At 65.8% G+C, this 20,223-nt stretch carries 25 protein-coding genes; 11 read left to right on the forward strand and 14 right to left on the reverse strand.

The window, feature by feature from the left end:
- Nucleotides 1-22 precede the first annotated feature (22 nt).
- The gene (locus tag JDO7802_RS03145) at nucleotides 23-289 is read left to right on the forward strand and encodes an accessory factor UbiK family protein (RefSeq protein WP_055082481.1); all 267 of its coding nucleotides are present in this window, start codon (nucleotides 23-25) and stop codon (nucleotides 287-289) included.
- A gap of 38 nt (nucleotides 290-327) precedes the next feature.
- Here JDO7802_RS03145 and JDO7802_RS03150 read toward each other — a convergent pair whose 3' ends face one another.
- From JDO7802_RS03150 to JDO7802_RS03175, 6 genes are all read right to left on the reverse strand, one after another.
- A complete protein-coding gene (locus tag JDO7802_RS03150) occupies nucleotides 328-1,347 on the reverse strand; it encodes a threonine aldolase family protein (protein ID WP_055082483.1) in 1,020 nt (339 codons plus the stop codon).
- Nucleotides 1,347-1,823: a YcgN family cysteine cluster protein gene (locus JDO7802_RS03155; RefSeq protein WP_055082485.1), complete on the reverse strand. Its 477-nt coding sequence runs from the start codon at nucleotides 1,821-1,823 to the stop codon at nucleotides 1,347-1,349. The genes JDO7802_RS03150 and JDO7802_RS03155 overlap by 1 nt, the downstream gene beginning before the upstream one ends.
- A complete protein-coding gene (locus tag JDO7802_RS03160; protein WP_055082487.1) occupies nucleotides 1,816-2,760 on the reverse strand; it encodes a bifunctional riboflavin kinase/FAD synthetase in 945 nt (314 codons plus the stop codon). The genes JDO7802_RS03155 and JDO7802_RS03160 overlap by 8 nt, the downstream gene beginning before the upstream one ends.
- Before the next feature lie 95 nt (nucleotides 2,761-2,855).
- Nucleotides 2,856-3,299: a MaoC family dehydratase gene (locus JDO7802_RS03165; protein WP_055082489.1), complete on the reverse strand. Its 444-nt coding sequence runs from the start codon at nucleotides 3,297-3,299 to the stop codon at nucleotides 2,856-2,858.
- A 108-nt stretch (nucleotides 3,300-3,407) separates the two neighbouring features.
- Nucleotides 3,408-4,280 carry a TIGR01459 family HAD-type hydrolase gene (locus tag JDO7802_RS03170; RefSeq protein ID WP_055082491.1) on the reverse strand — a complete coding sequence of 291 codons (873 nt, stop codon included), beginning with the start codon at nucleotides 4,278-4,280 and terminating at the stop codon, nucleotides 3,408-3,410.
- 69 nt (nucleotides 4,281-4,349) lie between these two features.
- Nucleotides 4,350-5,111 (reverse strand): Hint domain-containing protein, encoded by a 762-nt coding sequence (locus JDO7802_RS03175; protein ID WP_055082493.1) that lies wholly within the window; start codon nucleotides 5,109-5,111, stop codon nucleotides 4,350-4,352.
- Between the two features lie 140 nt (nucleotides 5,112-5,251).
- Here JDO7802_RS03175 and JDO7802_RS03180 point away from each other — a divergent pair, with 140 nt between their 5' ends.
- Nucleotides 5,252-7,378 carry a tetratricopeptide repeat-containing sulfotransferase family protein gene (locus JDO7802_RS03180; protein ID WP_055082495.1) on the forward strand — a complete coding sequence of 709 codons (2,127 nt, stop codon included), beginning with the start codon at nucleotides 5,252-5,254 and terminating at the stop codon, nucleotides 7,376-7,378.
- Nucleotides 7,379-7,387: 9 nt separating this feature from the next.
- Here JDO7802_RS03180 and JDO7802_RS03185 read toward each other — a convergent pair whose 3' ends face one another.
- The gene (locus JDO7802_RS03185; RefSeq protein WP_055082498.1) at nucleotides 7,388-8,122 is read right to left on the reverse strand and encodes an esterase/lipase family protein; all 735 of its coding nucleotides are present in this window, start codon (nucleotides 8,120-8,122) and stop codon (nucleotides 7,388-7,390) included.
- Nucleotides 8,123-8,167: 45 nt separating this feature from the next.
- On the opposite strand from JDO7802_RS03185, the gene JDO7802_RS03190 reads away from it, so the two are divergent.
- Nucleotides 8,168-8,629, forward strand: a complete 462-nt coding sequence (locus tag JDO7802_RS03190; RefSeq protein WP_055082500.1) for an NUDIX domain-containing protein — start codon at nucleotides 8,168-8,170, stop codon at nucleotides 8,627-8,629.
- On the opposite strand, the gene JDO7802_RS03195 is transcribed toward JDO7802_RS03190, so the two are convergent.
- Both JDO7802_RS03195 and JDO7802_RS03200 read right to left on the reverse strand, forming a co-directional pair.
- Complete coding sequence (locus JDO7802_RS03195; protein ID WP_055083013.1) at nucleotides 8,599-9,447, reverse strand: DMT family transporter; 849 nt, start codon at nucleotides 9,445-9,447, stop codon at nucleotides 8,599-8,601. The two genes, JDO7802_RS03190 and JDO7802_RS03195, sit on opposite strands and share 31 nt — an antisense overlap.
- A gap of 67 nt (nucleotides 9,448-9,514) precedes the next feature.
- The gene (locus JDO7802_RS03200) at nucleotides 9,515-10,168 is read right to left on the reverse strand and encodes a DUF2161 domain-containing phosphodiesterase (protein WP_055082502.1); all 654 of its coding nucleotides are present in this window, start codon (nucleotides 10,166-10,168) and stop codon (nucleotides 9,515-9,517) included.
- Between the two features lie 90 nt (nucleotides 10,169-10,258).
- Here JDO7802_RS03200 and JDO7802_RS03205 point away from each other — a divergent pair, with 90 nt between their 5' ends.
- On the forward strand, nucleotides 10,259-11,179 hold the full coding sequence (locus tag JDO7802_RS03205) for a manganese-dependent inorganic pyrophosphatase (protein ID WP_055082504.1): 921 nt from the start codon (nucleotides 10,259-10,261) through the stop codon (nucleotides 11,177-11,179).
- 66 nt (nucleotides 11,180-11,245) lie between these two features.
- On the opposite strand, the gene JDO7802_RS03210 is transcribed toward JDO7802_RS03205, so the two are convergent.
- The 3 genes from JDO7802_RS03210 to JDO7802_RS03220 form a co-directional block, all read right to left on the reverse strand.
- Entirely contained in the window at nucleotides 11,246-12,148 is a 903-nt protein-coding gene (locus JDO7802_RS03210) for a formate/nitrite transporter family protein (protein WP_055082506.1), read from the reverse strand.
- A gap of 61 nt (nucleotides 12,149-12,209) precedes the next feature.
- Complete coding sequence (locus tag JDO7802_RS03215; RefSeq protein WP_055082508.1) at nucleotides 12,210-12,605, reverse strand: RidA family protein; 396 nt, start codon at nucleotides 12,603-12,605, stop codon at nucleotides 12,210-12,212.
- Between the two features lie 248 nt (nucleotides 12,606-12,853).
- Nucleotides 12,854-13,354: an Lrp/AsnC family transcriptional regulator gene (locus JDO7802_RS03220; protein ID WP_055082510.1), complete on the reverse strand. Its 501-nt coding sequence runs from the start codon at nucleotides 13,352-13,354 to the stop codon at nucleotides 12,854-12,856.
- Nucleotides 13,355-13,539: 185 nt separating this feature from the next.
- Here JDO7802_RS03220 and trxB point away from each other — a divergent pair, with 185 nt between their 5' ends.
- The 4 genes from trxB to JDO7802_RS03240 all read left to right on the forward strand — a co-directional run bounded on the left by trxB (nucleotide 13,540) and on the right by JDO7802_RS03240 (nucleotide 17,336).
- A complete protein-coding gene (gene trxB, locus JDO7802_RS03225) occupies nucleotides 13,540-14,565 on the forward strand; it encodes a thioredoxin-disulfide reductase (protein WP_055082512.1) in 1,026 nt (341 codons plus the stop codon).
- Nucleotides 14,562-14,870 (forward strand): hypothetical protein, encoded by a 309-nt coding sequence (locus tag JDO7802_RS03230; RefSeq protein ID WP_055082514.1) that lies wholly within the window; start codon nucleotides 14,562-14,564, stop codon nucleotides 14,868-14,870. The genes trxB and JDO7802_RS03230 overlap by 4 nt, the downstream gene beginning before the upstream one ends.
- Before the next feature lie 147 nt (nucleotides 14,871-15,017).
- Nucleotides 15,018-16,739: a bifunctional sulfate adenylyltransferase/adenylylsulfate kinase gene (locus tag JDO7802_RS03235; protein ID WP_055082517.1), complete on the forward strand. Its 1,722-nt coding sequence runs from the start codon at nucleotides 15,018-15,020 to the stop codon at nucleotides 16,737-16,739.
- Between the two features lie 204 nt (nucleotides 16,740-16,943).
- Nucleotides 16,944-17,336 (forward strand): response regulator, encoded by a 393-nt coding sequence (locus JDO7802_RS03240; RefSeq protein WP_144430492.1) that lies wholly within the window; start codon nucleotides 16,944-16,946, stop codon nucleotides 17,334-17,336.
- A gap of 79 nt (nucleotides 17,337-17,415) precedes the next feature.
- Here the strand turns inward: JDO7802_RS03240 and JDO7802_RS03245 are convergent, their stop codons facing one another.
- Nucleotides 17,416-17,661, reverse strand: a complete 246-nt coding sequence (locus tag JDO7802_RS03245) for a DUF1150 family protein (protein ID WP_245624094.1) — start codon at nucleotides 17,659-17,661, stop codon at nucleotides 17,416-17,418.
- Between the two features lie 32 nt (nucleotides 17,662-17,693).
- On the reverse strand, nucleotides 17,694-18,137 hold the full coding sequence (locus tag JDO7802_RS03250; protein WP_055082520.1) for an Hsp20 family protein: 444 nt from the start codon (nucleotides 18,135-18,137) through the stop codon (nucleotides 17,694-17,696).
- A 233-nt stretch (nucleotides 18,138-18,370) separates the two neighbouring features.
- On the opposite strand from JDO7802_RS03250, the gene JDO7802_RS03255 reads away from it, so the two are divergent.
- From JDO7802_RS03255 to JDO7802_RS03265, 3 genes are read left to right on the forward strand one after another with little or no spacing between them, the layout of a single operon-like run.
- On the forward strand, nucleotides 18,371-18,547 hold the full coding sequence (locus JDO7802_RS03255) for a YdcH family protein (protein ID WP_083481021.1): 177 nt from the start codon (nucleotides 18,371-18,373) through the stop codon (nucleotides 18,545-18,547).
- A gap of 7 nt (nucleotides 18,548-18,554) precedes the next feature.
- The gene (gene purE, locus JDO7802_RS03260; protein ID WP_055082524.1) at nucleotides 18,555-19,040 is read left to right on the forward strand and encodes a 5-(carboxyamino)imidazole ribonucleotide mutase; all 486 of its coding nucleotides are present in this window, start codon (nucleotides 18,555-18,557) and stop codon (nucleotides 19,038-19,040) included.
- Nucleotides 19,037-20,107: a 5-(carboxyamino)imidazole ribonucleotide synthase gene (locus JDO7802_RS03265; protein WP_055082526.1), complete on the forward strand. Its 1,071-nt coding sequence runs from the start codon at nucleotides 19,037-19,039 to the stop codon at nucleotides 20,105-20,107. The genes purE and JDO7802_RS03265 overlap by 4 nt, the downstream gene beginning before the upstream one ends.
- The last annotated feature ends 116 nt before the right edge of the window (nucleotides 20,108-20,223 follow it).

Here is a 20,223-nt window from a genome sequence, read left to right on the forward strand (position 1 = left end):
AAACAACCCGGAGGCCAGACACATGCAGACCCGCAACCGCATCATGGACGATATCGGTCAACTGATGACCAACGCGATGGGCGTGGCCCAAGGGGCCCGCGAGGAGGCCGAGACGGCGATGAAATCACTTATGGATCGCTGGATGGCCGACCGCGATTTCGTCACCCGCGAGGAGTTCGACGCCGTGCGCGCCATGGCTCAGAAGGCCCGCGAGGAAAACGACGCCCTCAAGGCCCGTCTGGATGCGATGGACGGTGGCGCGGCGAAGACGTCCGCACCCAAGGCGTAACGCAGCGACGGTCGCGGAGCCGATCCGCGACCGTTCGGTCAGCCGGCCATGACGTCCAGCAAGCCGTCCACCTCCGCATCCGTCTTGGTGTAATCGCACACGAAGCGGCAAAGCGGCGTTTCCGCCTCCTCGATCACGTAGTACTTCGCCGCCGCCCGCGCGCGCTCATGGGCCGCGCGGGGCAGGCGGGCGAACAGCAGGTTCGCGCCCGGTTCCCATTCCAGGACCGCGCCGATGTCGGCCAGACCCTTGGCCAGACGCTGGCCGGCGGCATTCGCGGCGCGCGCCGTGTCCAGCCACAGATCGTCTTCCAGATAGGCCAGCATCTGCGATGACAGAAAGCGGTGCTTGGACCACAATTGTGCGCCGCGCTTGCGGCGCAGCTGCATTTCCCAATGGAGCGCCGGATCGCGCATCACGATCGCTTCCACCCCCATGCAGCCGTTCTTGGTGCCGCCGAAACTGACCATGTCGAAACCGCGCACCATGTCGGCGGCCGAACAGTCCAGCGCGGCGCAGGCGTTGGCAAAGCGCGCGCCGTCCAGATGCGTGGCAAACCCCGCATCGCGCGCCATCGTGGTCAGTTCCGCGAGCTGATCCAGGGAGTAGAGCGTTCCCGCCTCGGTCACGTTCGTCAGCGACAGCGCGCCCTTCTGAACGTTGTGGACCGACCCGCCCGTGCGCGAGATCTGTGCAGTCAGCGCATCCGCGCCGATCCGGCCTTGCGCCCCGTCGATCAGGACCAGTTTCGCGCCGCCGGTGAAGAATTCGGGCGCGCCGCATTCGTCTTCCTCGATATGGGCGATGCGGTGGCACAGGATGCTGTCCCAGGGTTGCACCAGACCGGCCAGCGCCAGCGCGTTCGCCCCGGTGCCTGTCGCGACAAGCAGGACTTCCGCCTCGGGCCAGTCGAAGATCGTGCGGATGCGCTCCGTCACCTGCGGCATCCATGGGTCATTGCCATAGGGCATCGCCGCGCCGGCATTGGCCTCGACCATCGCGGCCATGATTTTCGGGTGCACGGGCCCGGTGTTGTCGGATGCGAAGTTCAGGTTCATCACGCCCCTCCGGTCGGTTCTTCGATCAGATGGTCTTCCCAGTCGTCCTCGTGGACCTGCGTCTCGGACAGGGTTTCGTCCATCATCGACGCGCCCGCATTGTGCGGCGACATCGGATCGCCCGTCAGCAGCGGATGCCAGACCGGCAATGTGCGGCCTTCGTGCAGGCGGCGATAGGCGCAGGTGTCGGGCATGAAATACGCGGCCTTCGGCAGGGTTTCCGGCGTCAGCACCACGCATTCGGGCACGAACCGCAGCCGGTCGTCGTAATTCGAACAGCGGCAGGTCTGGTCGTCGAACAGGCGACAGGCGATGCGGGTAAAGACGACTTCGCCGGTGTCGTCATCCTCCAGCTTGTTGAGGCAGCATTTGCCGCATCCGTCGCACAGCGCCTCCCATTCCTTCGGCGTCAGCGCATTCAGCCCCCGTTCCCAGAACCGCGGGCGCAGCCCGTCCCGGTCGATCGGGTCATCCATGGACGGGCACCGGGTCGGGCAGCGCGGTCAGGATGTCGCGCGCCCGCGCGCTGTCGCCGTCCATCTGCGCGATCAGGCCCGGCAGGCCGTCGAACGTCATTTCGGGACGCAGGAAGTCGATCAGCGCGACGGATATCTGTTTGCCATAGAGATCGCCCTCGAAGTCGAACAGGAAGGTTTCGATATTGGGCGTATTCTCCCCGAACATCGGCCGCACGCCCAGCGACGCCACGCCGTGATACGTCCCGGCATCCGGCCCCTCCAGCACGTCGACCAGGACGGCATAGACGCCCAGCTTGGGCAGATGCAGACCGTCCAGCCCCATGTTCGCCGTCGGATATCCCAGCTCTCGCCCGCGCTTTTCGCCGTGCAGGACGGGGCCTTCGATCCGGTGCCAATGGCCCAACATGGCGGCCGCGTCGCGGGGGCGCCCGTCGGTCAGGGCAGTGCGGATCGCGGTCGAGGAGACGGGTGAGGTATCGCCCAGAAGGGCCGCGACGGACACGTCGAACCCCAGCCGCGCACCGCCCGAGCGTAGCACGCCGACGTCGCCTGCGCGTCCCTTGCCGAACTTGAAATCCGCGCCGGTCACGACGTGGGTCAACCCCAGGCCGTTCGCCAGAACGTCCGACATGAACGCCTCTGCCGTCAGCGGTGCGATGGTATCGAACGGCAATTCGAACAGAAGATCGACGCCCAACTTCGCCAGCCGGTTCGCGCGGGCGGCGGGGGACATCAGGCGGAATGGCGGCGCGTCGGGGGCAAAGACCTCGCGGGGGTGCGGCTCGAACGTCACGACGGCCAGGGGGGTATCGTCGCGGCGTGCCAGATCGAGGACCGATCGGTGTCCCAGATGCACGCCGTCGAAATTGCCGATGGCGGCGGATGCACCGCGCGCGTCCGCAGGAATGTCGTTATGATCCCGGAAAATCCGCATGAAATGCGGCTAGCCCGACGGATCGCAAGGCGCAAGCGCAGGCCGCCGTTGATCCGCGAATATCGCGGGCGGCACCTGTGCCCCGGCGGGCCGCGTCAGTCGAACTTGCGCGACGGGGCCAGCACCACGGCTTCGCCCCTGAGAACCTTTTTGCCGTCGATGGCGCAATGTGTTTCCATCGTCACCCGGCGCTTGGACAGGTCCATATCGGTGACGGTCACGACGGCTTCCACCATGTCACCGGGGCGCACAGGGGCCAGAAACTTCAGCGTCTGACCCAGATAGACGGTGCCATGGCCGGGCAATTGCTCCCCGATGACGGCAGAGATCAGGCCTGCGGTCAGCATCCCGTGGGCGATGCGGCCCTCGAAGATCGTGTCGCGGGCGTAGTCGTCGTCCAGATGCACCGGATTGTGGTCGGTCGATACCTCGGCGAACAACTGGATGTCGCGGTCGGTGACGATCTTGCGCAATGACCGGCTCATGCCGATTTCGATGTCCTCGATGCAGATCGTGCCGCGCGGCATGTTGTCGAGCATGGCGTCATCCTCCGGGGGTATCCTTCCATATGACATAGCGCCCACGCCGCATTGCGGCAATCCCCGACGCAATAAAAATGCGTCAGGGATGCGCGCAAGAAGCAATCATTACCGAAGCGTTCCGATCACGTATGTCGGCGAAACGCCCGTCTGGGCCAGATAAGCGTTCAGTTTCGTCGGGTCCGGATCGCCGCCGGGGGCGGTTCCGGTTTCAACCGCGCCAAGTCCGCCCGAGATGAACAGAAGGTCCAGATTTTCGCCCATCGCCCCCGACGCATCCGTTACCGGCCCGTCGCCGATGGCCAGGATGCCCGCGTCCGACACCTCCTTGATCGCGGCCAGACGGCGCCGGGCAAGGTCGTAGATCGGCGGATGCGGCTTGCCGAAATACAAGCTCTCACCGCCCATTTCGGTATAGAGTTTCGCCAGCGCGCCGGCACACCACTCCCGCCTTTCCCCCCGGTCGACGACGATATCGGGGTTCGCACACAGAAGCTTCAACCCCCGCGTCTTGGCGGCCAGGAATTGCGGGCGCAGGTCGGACGGGTCGGCGAGGGGATCGAACGGGCCGGTGCAGACGATGCCTTCGGCCTGGTCCAACGGAACGCGTTCGATCGGGGTCGGATTGGACAGGATGGCGGGCGGGTCGAAGAATCCAGCGTCGTGATCGGGGCCCAAATGCCAGACTTTGTTGCCCACCGCGCCATCGAACATCGCGACCCGCGCCGAATCGCCTGACGTTGCGATGTTGTCATAGGCGTCGTCGGGGACGCCGATATCCTCGATCTGGGCGGCGACGCCGGCACGCGGGCGGGGCGAATTCGTCACGAGGATGACCACGCCGCCGCCCGCACGGTAGGCCTGCAACGCTTCGACCGCGCCGGGCAAGGGCTTGAGCCCGTCATGGACGCAGCCCCAAAGGTCGACGAACAGGGCCGGATAGCGGTCGGACACCTCGGACAGGGCGGAAATGATCTGCATGGGATAACGGGCCTCGGCTGATGCTTTGGCCCGACACCTACAGCATCGACGTGCGCGGTAAAGCGGTGCTCAGACCCCGGCCATCGCAAGGCTCGTCGCTTCGGACGCGGTCAGATAGGGAATGCGCGGGGCACCGAACCCCGCCCCGCCGGTCGTCTGCGGGAAGAGTTTCGCCATATCGGCCAACACCGTCCGCGTCAGACTGCGGCCTGTGGCGCGCGCGGGGTGGTAGCTTTCGATGGCAAGGCCCGCGGCCAACATTGCCTCCTGCCCGCGGCAGGCGATGCCATAGACGGTGACGTCGCCCGGCGGCACGACGGCGGCAACGGCATGGCCGTCTTCGAAGGCGGCGATCGGCGCAAAAGCCAATGTGGCGCCGACAAGGTCGAGGCAGCGCTTGCTGTCGATCAGGATATGGGCCGACGCGCCCAGCAGGATATCGGCGTCCGGACCGGAAGCCCCGAAGGCGCGCGCCGCGACGCGGTAGAATATGGGCCGCTCGCCCTGCATGGAGTAGCTGCGCGATCCGATCCAGTCGATCTGGGCCGTGCCGCCGCCGCGCACCACGACGCGATCACCGGGGATCAGATCCTCCACCGCGACCGGGCCCCGTGGGCTGCGCAGCATGGCACCGCGCGCAAAGCTGGAGACGGCAGCTTCCACTTCGGGGGTGTCGGGCAGGGACCGCCGATCCCAGGTGGCCGCGCCACGGTGGTCGATCCATGCAAGGTCGTAGGAGGCGGAGGTGCGGTTTTCAGCCCCCTGGTCCTCGCCATCGAGGCCCGGAACCGGGCTGAACGAGGCGGTGGGAAGCCGCTGATATGCAGTCATGACGAGGCCGTCCTGGCAAATGCGGCCCCCACCGCTGCCTCTTCCTAGCCGTTCGCTGGGCCTGTGATCTATGGCTCGTTGGGAAACAATCGGTTTCGTTCGCCCTTTTCGGTGCGCGTTTTGCCGTGTTACGCGACCTCATGACCGACGGTTCCGCCGATCCTGCCCAAGTGCTCGCCCGCGCCCGCGCCGCCCTGGATGCGGAGCGTGCATCTGACGCTCGCGATCTGCTTGCCCCCTTGGTCGAGGCGCACCCCCGCGCGGCCGAGGCGTGGCTGCAATTGGCCCGCGCCCAGGCGCAGCTGGGCCAGCCCGACGCCGCGCGGGCCGCCTTTGCGCAGTGCCTGACCCTGGCCCCGAAGGAGCCTGTCGTCTGGATGGAGGCGGCGCTGTTCGAGGCGACGCAGGGCAGAGGCGGCAGAATCACCGCGCAGGCGCGCAAAGCCGGCCTGCCGCAGGCGCTGGTCGCGATGGTGCAAGCGGCGGGTGGCGGGCAGGGCGCCCGCGCCATGGGAACCAGCAGCGCGACCAAGGCGGACATCGCCGCACTGTCGAAATCCACCGCCGATCCGCGCGCGGTGGAGGCGCGTGCGATCCCGCTTTTGAAGGCGCGACCCGGCGCGGTGGTCTGGTACCATTTGGGTCAGGCGCGTCAGGCCGCTGGCCGGCTGCCGCAGGCCTTGGAGGCGTTTCGTCAGGGACTGAAACTGGAACCCTATGCCGTCGATCTGCGCCTGGCGCTGGCACGTGCGCTTTTAAGCTCGGGCGATCTGGCCGGTGCCCTGATGGAAGCGCGCCGCGCTGCACAGGTCGCGCCCCTGTCGGTGTCCGCGCAGCTGATCTATGGGCGGATCGCGCTGCAGGCGGGGCTGGCACCGCGCGCGGTGTCCATTGCCGAGGCCCTGCTGGCCCGGCACCCGAAGGACGATGCCGTCCTGGCGCTGGCCGCCGAGGCGGCCGTTCAGTTTGACCGGCCCGATGACGCGGTCCGTTTCGCCCGCCAGCGGTCGGCCAAGGCCCGCGACCGGCTGAGCCTGCTGGCCCGCGTTCTGCGCAACGCGGGCGACACGGCGGGGGCCGCGGAGGTGCTGGACCGTATCCTGGATGCGACGCCGGACGATGCGGTCGCCCTGACCGCGCGCGGTCAGCAACGGCAATCGCTTGGCGATACTGCCGGGGCGGAGGCGGACCTGCGCGCCGCCCTGATCGCGGACCCCGCCGACGGAGTTGCCGCGCGGGCGCTGGCCTATGGCACCCGATTGGCGGCTGACGATCCGGCGATCACACTGATGCGGCGCACGCTGGATCGTCGGGATCTGCCCGCAACCGGACGCCGGATGCTGGACTATGCGCTGGCCCGCGCGCTGGCCCCGCACGACGCGCCCGCCGCCGCCGCACATCTGGCGCAGGCGAATGCCTCGATGCTGCGCAGCTATCCCTACGATCCGCGCCAGTTGGGGGCCGTGCTGGAGCGGGCGACACAAGTGACGTGGCCCGCGCTCAGGCAGGCCCGGCAGGGCGGTGCCGCAAGCCAGGTCGACGTTGCCCCGATCTTCGTGACCGGCCTGCCGCGATCCGGCACGACCCTGGTCGAGACGATCCTGGCCGCGCACCCCGACGTCACCGCCGGGGGGGAGCTGGGGGTGTTGCAGGGCAGCGTCGCGGACCTGACCGCGCAGATCGCCGCCGGGACCGCGCCCACCGGGGCGGATCTGACGGCAGCGGGCGAGGCCTATGCCGCCGCTGCCCGCCGCGCGGTGGGGGCGGAGGTGGGCCGCATCACCGATAAATCCATCTTCACCTTCTTCGACATCGGGTTGGTGCAGGCGATCTTGCCGAAGGCGCGGATCGTGGTGGTCACCCGCGATCCGCGCGACGTCGGTCTGTCGATCTGGCGCAACGCCTTTCGCGACGGGACGCACCGCTACGCCGCCACGCAGACGGGTATCGCCGAACAGATCGGGCTGTTCCGCGATGCCGTCGCGTTCTGGGAGAGCGCTTTGCCGGGCGTGGTGCACCGGATCGCCTACGAAGATCTGCTCGACGATCTTGAAGGACAGTCGCGTGCGCTGTTGTCTTTTGCCGGTCTGGAGTGGGACGACCGCGTTCTGTCGTTCCACGAGCATGCCGGTGATGTGAAGACCCTCAGCTTCGCGCAGGTGCGCCAGCCGCTCTATCGCTCCTCGAAGGATGGCTGGAGGAAGAGCGCCGATGAAATCGCCCCGCTGATCGCCGCGCTGGACGAAAAGGGCCTGCTGCCGGAGTGACCCCCGGGATCAGTCGCCGGCGATGGTGACGACCGCTTCGGTTAGCGTCAGGTCGGGATCGAAATGCCCCGTTTCCAGAAACGTCAGAACCTGCGCGATGACCAACGGTTGGTTCATCATGAAGGTATGCGTGACACCCATCGCAATATGATCGTCCATCCCGTCCACGCGGGTGGAAGCGACCGAGACCTTGCCGTCGTCGGGACCGGGCAGGATCGTGGACCAGATCGGGTTGAGGCTGCGCGTGCCCGCGATCACCCCGACGCCGGGCCAGACGGGGCCCATCCGCGTGGTCACGCCATCGGTGCCCAGTTGCGCGCCGGCGGGCCCGTTGATCCAGTCGAAAGCCGCGATGTCGCCCAGGGTATCGACGATTTCGGAGCCCTGATTGGGTGGGGCCAGCATTACCGTGCGGCCAAGCGTGGGCAGGGTGTTTTCGGCCATCCATTGGCGCAACAGGATACCGCCCATCGAATGGGTGACGAAATGAACGGTCGGTGCCCCGTCGCAGCGCGCGACGACGGTCGATACGGCCGTCTGCGCCAGACCTTCGACGGTGTCGGCCGTGCTGTCGTAATCGCTGTTGGCGACGCGATAGCCCTGTGCCAGCAGCGCCTCCTCCAGGATCAGAAGCGACGCATCGGACCGCGCAAGACCGTGCAGCAGGACGATGCAATCGGGCTTCGGCGTGTCGGCGTGGACCGGCAGGGCCATCAGCATGGCAAGAAGAAGCGGGCGGATCATATTGCTGACCTAGTGCCTGCGCCCGCGCCGCGCTAGGCGTGTCCCATGAAGCCGACGCCACGTTCCATCAGATTGGCCGCCCGCGCCGTCCTCGTGCATGAGGATCGGCTGCTTCTGGTGAATGCCTGGCCCGCGTCGAAGGCCAGCGAATTATGGTGCGCGCCCGGTGGCGGGGCCGAAGCCCACGAAAGCCTGCCCGCCAACCTGGCCCGAGAGGTCCACGAGGAGACGGGCCTTCGCGTCGCCGTTGGTGCACCCTGCCTCGTCAACGAATTTCACTCGCCGCGCCGACGCTGGCATCAGGTGGAGGTGTTCTTTCGCTGCACCTTGCTGGAAGGAGTTCTCGACGCCGCGTGGAAAGACCCCGAGGGGATCGTCACATCGCGCCGTTGGGTTACGCGGGCGGAAATGGCCGGGATGCTGGTGCGTCCCGCCGCGTTGGAGGCCGTGGCCTGGGGCGACGGGGCCGCGCCGACCTATGATCCGCTGGAGCTGATCCTGGAATAGGGCCGGGCGGTGGCCAGGCCGATCCCGGCCAGCACCAGCGCGCCCGCCGCCAGCGCCCGCACGCCCGGCACCTCGCCCAGAAGGGCCGCGCCGCCGGCCATCGCGATCACCGGCACCGCCAGTTGCAGCACCCCCGCCGTCGCCACGCCCATGCGTGGCAAAACGCGGAACAGCAGGGCATAGCCGATGCCGGACGCAAGCCCCCCCGATACCACCGCCAGCACCACGCCCGCGAGCGTTACGGGTGCCCCCCACCAGATAGGGAAGGCGGCGGCGAACAGCGCGGTTCCGACAAGGAAGTTGCCTGCCGTGCCGGCCAAGGGTTTGGGCTCGAACTTGCCGGCGAATGTATAGGCGGCCCAGCCCAGGCCCGCGACGATCATCAGGGCCGCATCCACCGGATCGGCCCGCACGCCGCCCCCGGGCAGCAGCAGCCAGACCAACCCCGTCAGTGCGACCCCCATTCCCACAAGACGCAGCGGTCCCGCGCGTTCGCGCCGGATCAGCGACAGGCCGAACAGGCCAAGTTGCACCGTCGCAAACAGGATCAGCGCGCCCAGCCCGGCGTCGAGCGTGCGATAGGCCAGCGAGAAGCCCAGCAGATAAACGACGAGCGCCGCCGCGGCCCCCCACCGGCGCGCGCCCGTCACCGTGATGCCCCGGCGCGCCGCCAGCACGGCCAGAACCGCCGCCCCAGCCGCGACGCGGATCGCGGCGAAAGCCAGCGGATCGGTCCCGTCCAGCACACCCGCCCGCGTCAGCAAGGAATTAGCGGCCAGAAAGCACAGGGCCAGCGCGGTGAGGAGGACGAGTTGCATCGCGGACTTGATGCGCGGTTGCGCGGGGCGGTGAAAGGCCTTTCGGCGCAAAGCCCGGTAAAGGCTGCTAGGAAGGCGGCGCTATCGCGCTTCGGCCCGCGTCGCTGAGGGCGTAGACCCCCGTCTCGACCTTCACGAACCAGCCGTAATGGTTGGACCGCATCATCGCCGTTGCGCGGACGACGCCGGTCGCGGCCTTCACATCGCGGCCCCGCGCATGCCCCGCCTGCAACAGGAACTCCGCGATCAACGTCGCATTCTGGCGGTACGCGGTCACCAGCCCCACACGGGTTGCGCCGCCCTTGTTCGGATCGCCCGTCCGAGCCGCGAATTCGCGCAGCAGCCGTTCGCGGGGTTTCTTGACCAGGCGCGGCTGAAACGGGCCGGGGTCGCAATGCACGGTGACCAGCCCGTCGGAGCCGCGAACCGTCAAAACCCCCAGTCCCAGCCGCCGCGCCAGTTTGAGGTTGGATTTCAAAGCCGACCAGCCGCGTTTGCCCGCCACGTCCGGCACCGCCAGATAGACATGCGGCGTCACGGCCTGCCGGTCGATACCCTGATTCACCAGTGCCAGCGAAAACCCGGTCTTCAGTTCCACGATAACCGGCGGTTCGGATCCCCGCACGGCAAGAACGTCGGCCGCCCCGACCTCGCCCTTTACGGCATAGCCCTGCGCCTCCAGAAAGGTTTTTACCGGCGGATAGAGGTCGGTTTCACGCATGACGCTGTTCGTTTCCCCCCCCGTGCCCGTGACAATCACTGCGGCCCGCGCTAAAGCGCCGCGACTCCATTCTCAGCACGGATTGCCCCAATGACCACCCTCGTTTTCGGCCACAAATCCCCCGACACCGATTCCACCGGGTCGCCCATCGCCTGGGCCTGGTACCTAAACGAAGTGGCCGGCATCGCCGCCGCACCCGCCCTGCTGGGGGAGCCGAATACAGAAGCGCGGTGGATGCTGGAGAAGTGGGACCTGCCCAAGCCGCAGATCATCGACGATGTGGAGCCGTTGCAGCCCTGCGTCATCGTCGACACCAACAACCCGCTGGAACTGCCCGCCGGCATCAACGCCGCCGACGTGCGCGCCATCATTGACCATCACAAGCTGGTGGGCGGGCTGGAAACGGCCGGTCCCATTGACATCACCATCCGCCCGCTGGCCTGCACCGCCACGATCATGGCCGACCTTATGGGTCAGTCGCTGTCATCGGCCCCCGACGCGATCAAGGGCGCAATGCTGACCTGCATCCTGTCGGACACGCTTGAATTCCGCAGCCCCACCACGACCGACCACGACCGGGCCCTGGCCGAGCGTCTGGCAGGAGAGCTGGGCGTGGATATCGCAGGATATTCCGCCGAGATGTTCGCCGCCAAATCCGACGTCAGCGCGTTTTCCGAAGCCGAGCTTCTGCGCATGGACAGCAAGGAATACGGCGTCGACGGCACCAAATTCCGCGTCTCCGTTCTGGAAACGACGTCGCCCGAATCCGTTTTGTCGCGCAAGGACGCGCTGATCGCGGCGATGCCGGCGGTGGCGGCGGAGGACGGGGTGGAGCAGGTCCTGCTGTTCGTGGTCGACATCCTGGCCGAGGAGGCGACGATGCTGATCCCCAACGTCCTGACGAAGACCGTGGCCGAGAAAAGCTTCGGTGCCACCGTCACGGGCGACATGGTCGTTCTGCCCGGCGTGATGAGCCGCAAGAAGCAGATTATCCCCGCGCTCAAGGTCTGAAGGCAAGATCGGGTGCGACGAAGGGCCGGGGGTGTTCCCCGGCCCTTCGCGTTTCCTGTTCGTCGCTCAGATTTCTTCGTGAACCTGTGCATAGGCCAGCATCGCGAACAGCCCGGTGCCGCCGATGACATTGCCCAGAAACATCGGCAGGATGTGCCCGATTAAGGCCGTCACGATGTTGAGCTCTCCGTTGAAGACCAGAACGAAGATCTCGTTGGATCCGGCGACGACGTGGGTGAAGTCGCCTGCCGCGATCAGCCATGTGAACATGATGATCAGCAGCAGTTCCGACCCCTTCGCTGATGGCAGCATCCAGACCAGTGCGGCGATGAAGAAACCCGACGGGATGCCGCGCAGCAACGCTTCCGACCAGGTGAAGCTGGCCACGTGGTGCGAAATGTCGAGGATGGCACCCAGCACTTCGGGCGACAGGATGCCGCCGTGCACGGCCAGTGCGGCAGTGAAGAACGTGCCCGTCATGTTCGCGGCGAAGACGATGCCCCAGAGGCGACCGATGTCGAACAGACCCTCCCGCGTGGGTTTGGCCAAAAACGGCAGGATCACCGTGATCGTGTTTTCGGTGAACAGCTGCAGACGGCACAGGATCACCAGAACGAAGCCGAAGGTATATCCCAAGGCCTGCCAAAGCCCGAGGTAGGGATGTTCCGGCCCAAGGGCGGCGCGGATCACACCGACCATCAGCACGGAGGTGCAGATGCCGAGACCAGCGGCCACACCCGACCACCACAGCGAGGTCTTGGGGCGGTGCATCTCCTCCTCGCCTTCGCGCAGGATGATGGAATAGACCGCAAGCGCCGACAGCTTGCTATGGTCGATCACCACCGCGCGCTCGCCTTCGGTCAGGGCGCGTTCGGTCGTGGTCAGCTCGCGCTCGCGGGCCTCGCGTTCTTCGACCTTCGCTTCCACTGCGGCGGCCGCAATCTTTTCTTCTTCCGTGTCGTCTGCCATGCGGCTGTCCCCTTTTCGCTGCGGTATAGTTGGGGCAAGCCCCGTCCGGGTCCAGTCCGCGTCAGGGCCGACGCGCGACCATGTCGATCTCCACCAGGGCACCGACGGCCAGTCCGGTCACCCCGACGCAGGTCCGCGCGGGCAGTTTGCCGGCCGCGAAGAAGCCTTGATACGTCTCATTCATCGCCGCGTAGTCCCGGTCGAATTCCGTCAGATAGACGCGGGCTTGCGCGACGTTCTCCAGTGTCAGATCCATGCCTGCCAGGACCAGTTGCAGATTCTCCATCACCCGAACCGTCTGCGCCGCGACCCCCTCGGGCAGCGCGCGCTCCGGCTCTCCGGGCCAGGTCGGCATCTGGCCGGTCAGAAACACCCAACCGTCGATTTCCGAGCAATGGGAGAAGGTCGCGACCGGCTGCGGGGCCGTGTCGATCATGTGGAAGGTGGGCAGGGGCATGGGGGCTTTCGCTTTCGATCTTTTTGAAATGAAACCTGTCCCGACACCGGGTCAGCAACGCGGATTTACCACAGGAGGTGCTTTCAGACGCATCTTTGGAGTTTCAGTCTGTCTGAAAATCCTGTTCCGAGCGCGCTCGACCTTCCTTGCCTCATTATCGAAAGTCGCCGCTTACTGTTTGGCGTCGAAGCGAAGATTAACCCGTACCGCCACGCGGCGACGCATGCCGGCCAGAGGGCCGGCATGTCTCACGCCTCGCGCTTCAGCCGCGCTTCCAGCACGTCGAAGGGCACGCCCGGCTCGTCCTTGGCGCCCCGGATCACCAGGGAGGTCTTCACGCTGGCCACGTTTTCCGCGGCCGTCAGCGATCCGGTCAGGAACGACTGGAAGGTCGACAGGTCGGGGGCGACGCATTTGAGGATGAAATCCGTCTCGCCGTTGAGCATGTGACACTCGCGGACCAGCGGCCAATCGCGGCACAGATCCTCGAACGCGGTCAGGTCGGATTCCGCCTGCCGGGCCAACGACACCATGGCGAAGACCTGCACTTCGAACCCCAGTTGCCGGGCGTCGACGTCGGCGTGATACCCTTGGATCAGCCCTGCCTCCTCCAGCGCGCGCACGCGGCGCAGGCACGGCGGCGCGCTGATCCCGACGCGGCGCGCAAGCTCCACGTTCGTCATCCGGCCGTCCGCCTGCAACTCCGACAGGATCTGGCGGTCGATGGGATCGAGACGACTGGTGGGCATAATGGGTGATCCTGCATGTTATTTTCGCGTTCGTGTCCCACAAGGGGGCGATGTGCGCAACAATATTTCGAGTTTGCGCAAGAAACGATCGTCCGTGCCCGTGGGGCGGGCGTGATGGAAGGGGTCTTACGCCGTCGCGCCCTGGCCCTTATATCGAATGTTCAGACAAGAGGGGATCCGATCCAATGGCAGATTCGCAACCGGCCTCGCGCCATTCCAAGGTTCTCATCATCGGCTCCGGCCCGGCGGGATATACGGCGGCCGTCTATGCCAGCCGCGCGATGCTGAATCCCGTTCTGGTTCAGGGCATCCAGCCCGGCGGCCAATTGACGATCACCACAGAGGTCGAGAATTGGCCCGGCGACGTCGAAGTCACCGGCCCCGCCCTGATGGAGCGGATGCAGGAGCAGGCAGCCAAGCTGGGAACGGAAATTATCGGCGACCACATCGCCGCGCTGGATCTGTCGAAGCGCCCCTTCACCGCCACCTCCGACTCGGGTGCTGTCTATACTTGCGACGCATTGATCCTTGCGACCGGCGCGCAGGCGAAATGGCTGGGCCTGCCCTCCGAGGAGCATTTCAAGGGTTTCGGCGTTTCTGCCTGCGCGACCTGCGACGGGTTTTTCTATCGCGGCAAGGAGATCGCGGTCGTCGGCGGCGGCAACACGGCTGTGGAGGAGGCGCTGTTCCTCACCAACTTCGCCTCCAAGGTCACGCTCATCCATCGCCGCGACAGTCTGCGCGCCGAGAAGATCCTTCAGGACCGTCTGTTCAAACATCCGAAGGTGGAGATCATCTGGGATCATGAGGTGGACGAGGTTCTGGGCTCCCAAATGCCGCGATCGGTCGAAGGGCTGCGGCTGAAACACCGCGAAACCGGCGAAACGCGCGAAATCGCCGTCCACGGCTTCTTCGTCGCCATCGGCCACGCGCCTGCATCCGAACTGGTGAAGGACACGCTGGAGATGCACAAAGGCGGCTACGTCAAGACCGCCCCCGACAGCACGGCCACGTCCATTCCGGGGGTGTTCGCTGCCGGGGATCTGACCGATCACATCTACCGTCAAGCCGTGACGTCCGCCGGCATGGGCTGCATGGCCGCGCTGGAGGCGGAGAAATTCTTGGCCGAACATGGCCTAGACAGTGAAATCGAGCAAGATCAGACCATGCCCATGGGGTATGGAGCCCCCGCGTCGGCGGCGGCGGAATGATCCGCCTGGCCGTCGCATTGTCAGCGGTGCTGGCGGTTTCGGCCTGCGGCGGAGGCGCGCCGTCAAGCGGAACAAGCCCGTCGACCCTGCGCGCCGTGTCGGGCGGGGCAACCTGCCCGTCGCCGGACCCGGCGCGCGATGGCCCGCTTGTCGACGCGATCCGCACCGGCGATGCGGCGCCGATTTCCGCCGCGCTGGCCCGCGACCCATCGGACGAGCGCGCGACCGCGGCACAGGCGATCGTGTCGGGCCGAGGCACCGCAGACCCCAATCAGGCAGCCTGTTTCGCCCCATATCTGGCCTAACGCGGGCCTCGTCGGACATCTGATTGTTGACCACAGTGCAGGGCGGTGTTGCGCCGAGCGCAGGTTGAAATTCGGCCCGCTATGGGTCTAGACGCGCGGGATTGTCTCATTTGGCCCGAGTCAGGGCGCCACAAGGAAGTTTTATCGATGTCCGTTACCTCGCCCAACCTCGCGCCTATTCCCGAACTCTACGTCAACCACGACAGCGCACAGAAACTGAAGGTCGAAGCCGCCGATCTGCCCAGCTGGGATCTGACGCCTCGCCAGATGTGCGATCTGGAGCTGCTGATGAACGGCGGCTTCAACCCGCTGAAGGGGTTCCTGGGCAAGGCCGACTACGAAGGTGTGGTCGAGGACATGCGCCTGGCCGACGGCACGCTCTGGCCGATGCCGATCACGCTGGACGTGTCCGAGAAGTTCGCAGGCACCCTGGAGGAGGGAAAGGATATTGCCCTGCGTGACGCCGAGGGCGTGATCCTGGCGATTCTGTCGGTTTCCGACATCTATCGCCCCGACAAGAAGAAGGAGGCCGAGAAGGTCTTCGGTGCCGACGACCTGGCGCATCCGGCGGTCAACTACCTGCACAACACCGCGGGTGACATCTATGTCGGTGGCGCGATCACCGGCATCCAGGCCCCGATGCACTATGATTTCCGCGCCCGCCGCGACACGCCCAACGAATTGCGTGCCTATTTCCGCAAACTGGGCTGGCGCCGCATCGTCGCGTTCCAGACGCGCAACCCGCTGCACCGCGCCCACCAGGAACTGACCTTCCGCGCCGCGCGCGAAGCGCAGGCCAACCTGCTGATCCACCCGATCGTGGGCATGACGAAGCCCGGTGATGTCGATCACTTTACCCGCGTGCGCTGTTACGAGGCCGTTCTGGACCAGTATCAGGCCTCGACCACCACGATGTCGCTGCTCAACCTGGCGATGCGCATGGCCGGCCCACGCGAAGCCGTCTGGCACGGCCTGATCCGCCGCAACCACGGCTGCACGCACTTCATCGTCGGTCGCGACCATGCCGGCCCCGGTAGCAATTCGGCGGGCGAGGATTTCTACGGCCCCTACGATGCGCAGGACCTGTTCCGGGAGCATCAGGACGAGATCGGCGTCGAAATGGTCGACTTCAAGCACATGGTCTATGTCGCCGAACGTGCCCAGTACGAGCCCAACGACGAGATCGCGGATCGCGACAACGTCACCATCCTGAACATTTCGGGCACGGAACTTCGCCGCCGTCTGCGCGAAGGTCTGGAAATTCCCGAGTGGTTCTCCTTCCCGCAAGTGGTGGAGGAGCTGCGCCGCACGTCCCCCCCGCGCGACAAACAGGGCTTCACCGTCTTCTTCACCGGCCTGTCCGGGTCGGGCAAGTCGACCATCGCCAATGCGATCATGGTCAAGCTGATGGAAATGGGCGGGCGCCCGGTCACGCTTCTGGATGGCGACGTCGTGCGCAAGCACCTGTCGTCGGAGCTGACGTTCTCCAAGGAACACCGCGACATCAACATCAAGCGCATCGGATATGTCGCGTCCGAGATCACCAAGAACGGCGGCATCGCCATCTGCGCGCCCATCGCGCCCTATACCGCCACGCGTCGGTCGGTGCGCGAAACGATCGAAGCCTATGGTGCCTTTGTCGAGGTCCATGTTGCCACCTCCCTTGAGGAATGCGAGCGACGCGACCGCAAAGGCCTCTATAAGCTGGCGCGCGAGGGCAAGATCCCCGAGTTCACCGGCATTTCCGACCCCTATGAAGCACCCACGCAGGCCGAATTGGTGGTGGATACCGAAGGGTTCGAAGTCGACAACTGCGCGCAACAGGTTCTGCTCAAGCTCGAATCCATGGGTCTGATCTCGGGAGGCTGATCGCGCCTTACATCTCGATCACAGACCCCCGCGTCACATCTGGCGCGGGGGTCTTTTCGTCTGCGGAAGAGTGTCTTGAGACATGGGCCTCTTAAGGATGTGTTCACCTTTGTTGCAGATGCGCAAAGTCTACAATTTGTCATATCGAAGCCGGAACCGAGTTCCAGTCTCGGTGTTGACCCCCTGAAAGCTCCGCGACGGATCATGTCGTATGACACTCAAGGGACCGACCGAATGCTCGACGATTTCATAATTCTGCTGGTGGAGGACGAGGCAATGCTCGCCCTCGATCTCAGCATGAGTCTGGAAGACGAGGGCGCGCAGGTCACCGGACCCTTTGCAAGCGTCGACACCGCCCTGCCGGCCTGTGCCGCCCGGCTCGACGCGGCGATCCTTGATGTCGATCTGTGTGGCGGCAAAAGCTTTCCCATCGCGGACCGTCTTTCGGCCGATGGCGTGCCTTTCGTCTTCCACACCGGCCGCTCAGACCTCGATGTGCTGCGCGACCGTTACGGCGATAACGTCCCGATCCTGGTGAAGCCGGCCCGCGCGGCCGAAGTGATCCACGCGCTGGAGACCATTCTTCCGGCCGCGTGATCGACCAATCCGGATCGCCCGAGCTAAAAAGCCGCTCCAATCAGGGCGGCTTTGGCTTGTCGGACGACGGTGACGATTTTCAGTGTACGCTGACCGGCGTCAGATCGTTTTCGCGCGCCAGGTTGAACGCCAACATGCGATCCCCGACCAGTGCAACCTGTTCGCCGTCGGCCCGGTGCAGCGCATAGAGCTGATCCAGCCCGCCTTCGCGCGCCTCGTCCTGAACGGCACGGGGCAGATCGTCCACCTCGACGCGGCGCACATAGACCAGCGATCCGCCAAGGGCCTCGATATTCGTCATCTGTTCATTCGTGTTCGCGGTCATTTCGGTCGCTCCTTTTCCCTGATCCCGGCGCGTCAACTGATCGCCTTGGTGGGGGTTCCGGCGGTGCCGGATGTGATGCGTATCGTTCTAACAACGTTCTCGGGCGCGGTTCGTTGCACTTCGATGTGCAAAAGACCGTTTTCCAAGTTGGCGCCCGACACCTCCATTCCGTCCGCCAGCACGAAGGCGCGCTGGAACTGACGCGATGCGATGCCGCGGTGCAGAAACGTCCGGGCGTCACTTTCAGGCTGCGATCGGCCCCGGATCACCAACTGACGATCCTCCAGCGTGATCGACAGATCCTCTTCCGCGAAGCCGGCGACGGCCAGCGTGATGCGCACGCCCGTCTCGGACGTTTGTTCGATGTTGTATGGCGGGTATCCTTCGTTGCCAGTGCGCGCCGTGCGCTCCACCAGCCGCTCCAGCTCATCGAAGCCAAGCAGGAAAGGATGCGTGCCGAAGGTCGGCTTGGTCATGGTTCGGGCCCTTTCACGAAGCGATCCGATAACGTCGACCCGGCCCTGATGCGGCACCGGATATCGATTAATGTGGGGGCGAACCGGCGATCGTGCAAGATGGAGGGCCGTGTCGGGACGGACCGGCGCGAAACATTGGACGAACCCCGCCCCGCGCGGTAACACCCGCTGAAACGAAAGGTCGAGACGTGAACCACGCCCCCGAGGAACTGACGCATGAGGATGTGCTGCGGATGCGGCTGGAAGTCTTGCGCCAGGATCACAGCGACCTCGACGCCGCCATACGCGCGCTGGAAGACAGCACCGCGACCGACCTTCTGGTCGTAAAACGCCTGAAAAAGCAAAAGCTGAACCTCAAGGACCGCATCGCGCGGATCGAGGATGAGCTGACCCCCGACATAATCGCCTGAGGCCGACATGACATCTTCCCCGACCGTGGGCATCATCATGGGCTCCACGTCCGACTGGCCGACGATGAAGCTGGCCGCCGACATCCTGGAGGAGCTTGGCGTGTCCTATGAGGCCCGCATCGTCTCGGCCCATCGCACGCCCGACCGGCTTTGGGAGTATGGGACGACGGCCGTCGACCGCGGCCTGAAGGTCATCATCGCCGGGGCGGGCGGGGCCGCGCATCTGCCCGGCATGATGGCGTCCAAGACCCGCGTTCCCGTGGTGGGCGTCCCGGTGCAGACCAAGGCGTTGTCAGGCGTCGATTCGCTTTATTCCATCGTTCAGATGCCGCGCGGCTTTCCCGTGGCGACCATGGCCATCGGGGCGGCGGGGGCTGCGAATGCGGGGCTCATGGCGGCCGGCATCCTCGCCGTCTCCGACCCGGATCTCGCCGCGCGCCTCGACACCTGGCGCGCCGATCTGGCCGCCTCCATCCCCGAGGTGCCGGAATGACTGACGCCCCGCTGGCCCCCGGTGCCACCATCGGCATCCTCGGCGGTGGTCAGCTGGGTCGGATGCTTTCGGTTGCCGCCAGCCGCCTGGGCTATCGCACCCACATCTATGAGCCTGGGGCCGCGCCGGCGGAACAGGTCGCCATGACCCGCACGCGCGCCAGCTACGAAGACATGGGCGCGCTCAAGGCCTTTGCGGAATCGGTCGACGTCATCACCTACGAATTCGAGAATGTGCCGGCGACGGCCCTCGACCTGCTGGACGCCCTGCGGCCCATTCGCCCCGGCATTCGCGCCCTTGCCGTCAGTCAGGACCGCTTGACCGAGAAAACCTTCCTCGAAGGTCTGGGCCTGCGCGTCGCCCCGTTCCGCGACATCCCCGATGCCGCCAGCCTGACCCGCGCGCTGACTAATCTGGGCACGCCCGCGATCCTCAAGACCCGGCGCATGGGGTATGACGGCAAGGGTCAGATCCGCATCGACGCGGTGGAGGAGGCCCCGACCGCCTATGCGCAGATGCAGGGGGCCGACGCCATTCTGGAGGGGTTCGTCGATTTCCGACGCGAGGTTTCGGTGATCGCCGCGCGCGGCACCACCGGCGAGACGGTGTGCTTCGACCCCGGCGAAAACGTGCACGACGGCGGCATTCTTCGGACGACCACCGTGCCCGCCACGCTTTCGGCGTCGCAGCGTACCGATGCCGCGCTGCTGGCCGGGCAAATCCTCAACGCGCTCGACTACGTCGGTGTTCTGGGGGTGGAGCTTTTCGTGACCGCGGACGGCCTGGTCGTCAACGAAATCGCGCCCCGCGTCCACAACTCCGGCCATTGGACGCAAGGCGGCTGCGCCGTCGACCAGTTCGAGCAGCATATCCGCGCCATCGCCGGCCTGCCGCTGGGCGATGGGCGACGTCATTGCGATGTCGTGATGGAGAATCTGATCGGCGACGACATGACCCGTCTGCCGGACCTGCTGCGCCAGCCCGACACCCAGATCCATCTTTATGGCAAGGACGAGGTGCGCGCCGGTCGCAAGATGGCGCATGTGAACCACATCAAACGCGCCTGACGGAATGCTCACCGCTTATTGGTTTCAGATCGAAGTGACGGATCGACCGTCTAAGTCCAATTGGGGCTTTGGTGTCACCGCATTCGACAGGACTGATGCCGAAGCAATTTTAAGGA

The sequence above is a fragment of the Jannaschia donghaensis genome (assembly GCF_001403795.1).
Classification (GTDB): Bacteria; Pseudomonadota; Alphaproteobacteria; order Rhodobacterales; family Rhodobacteraceae; genus Jannaschia; species Jannaschia donghaensis.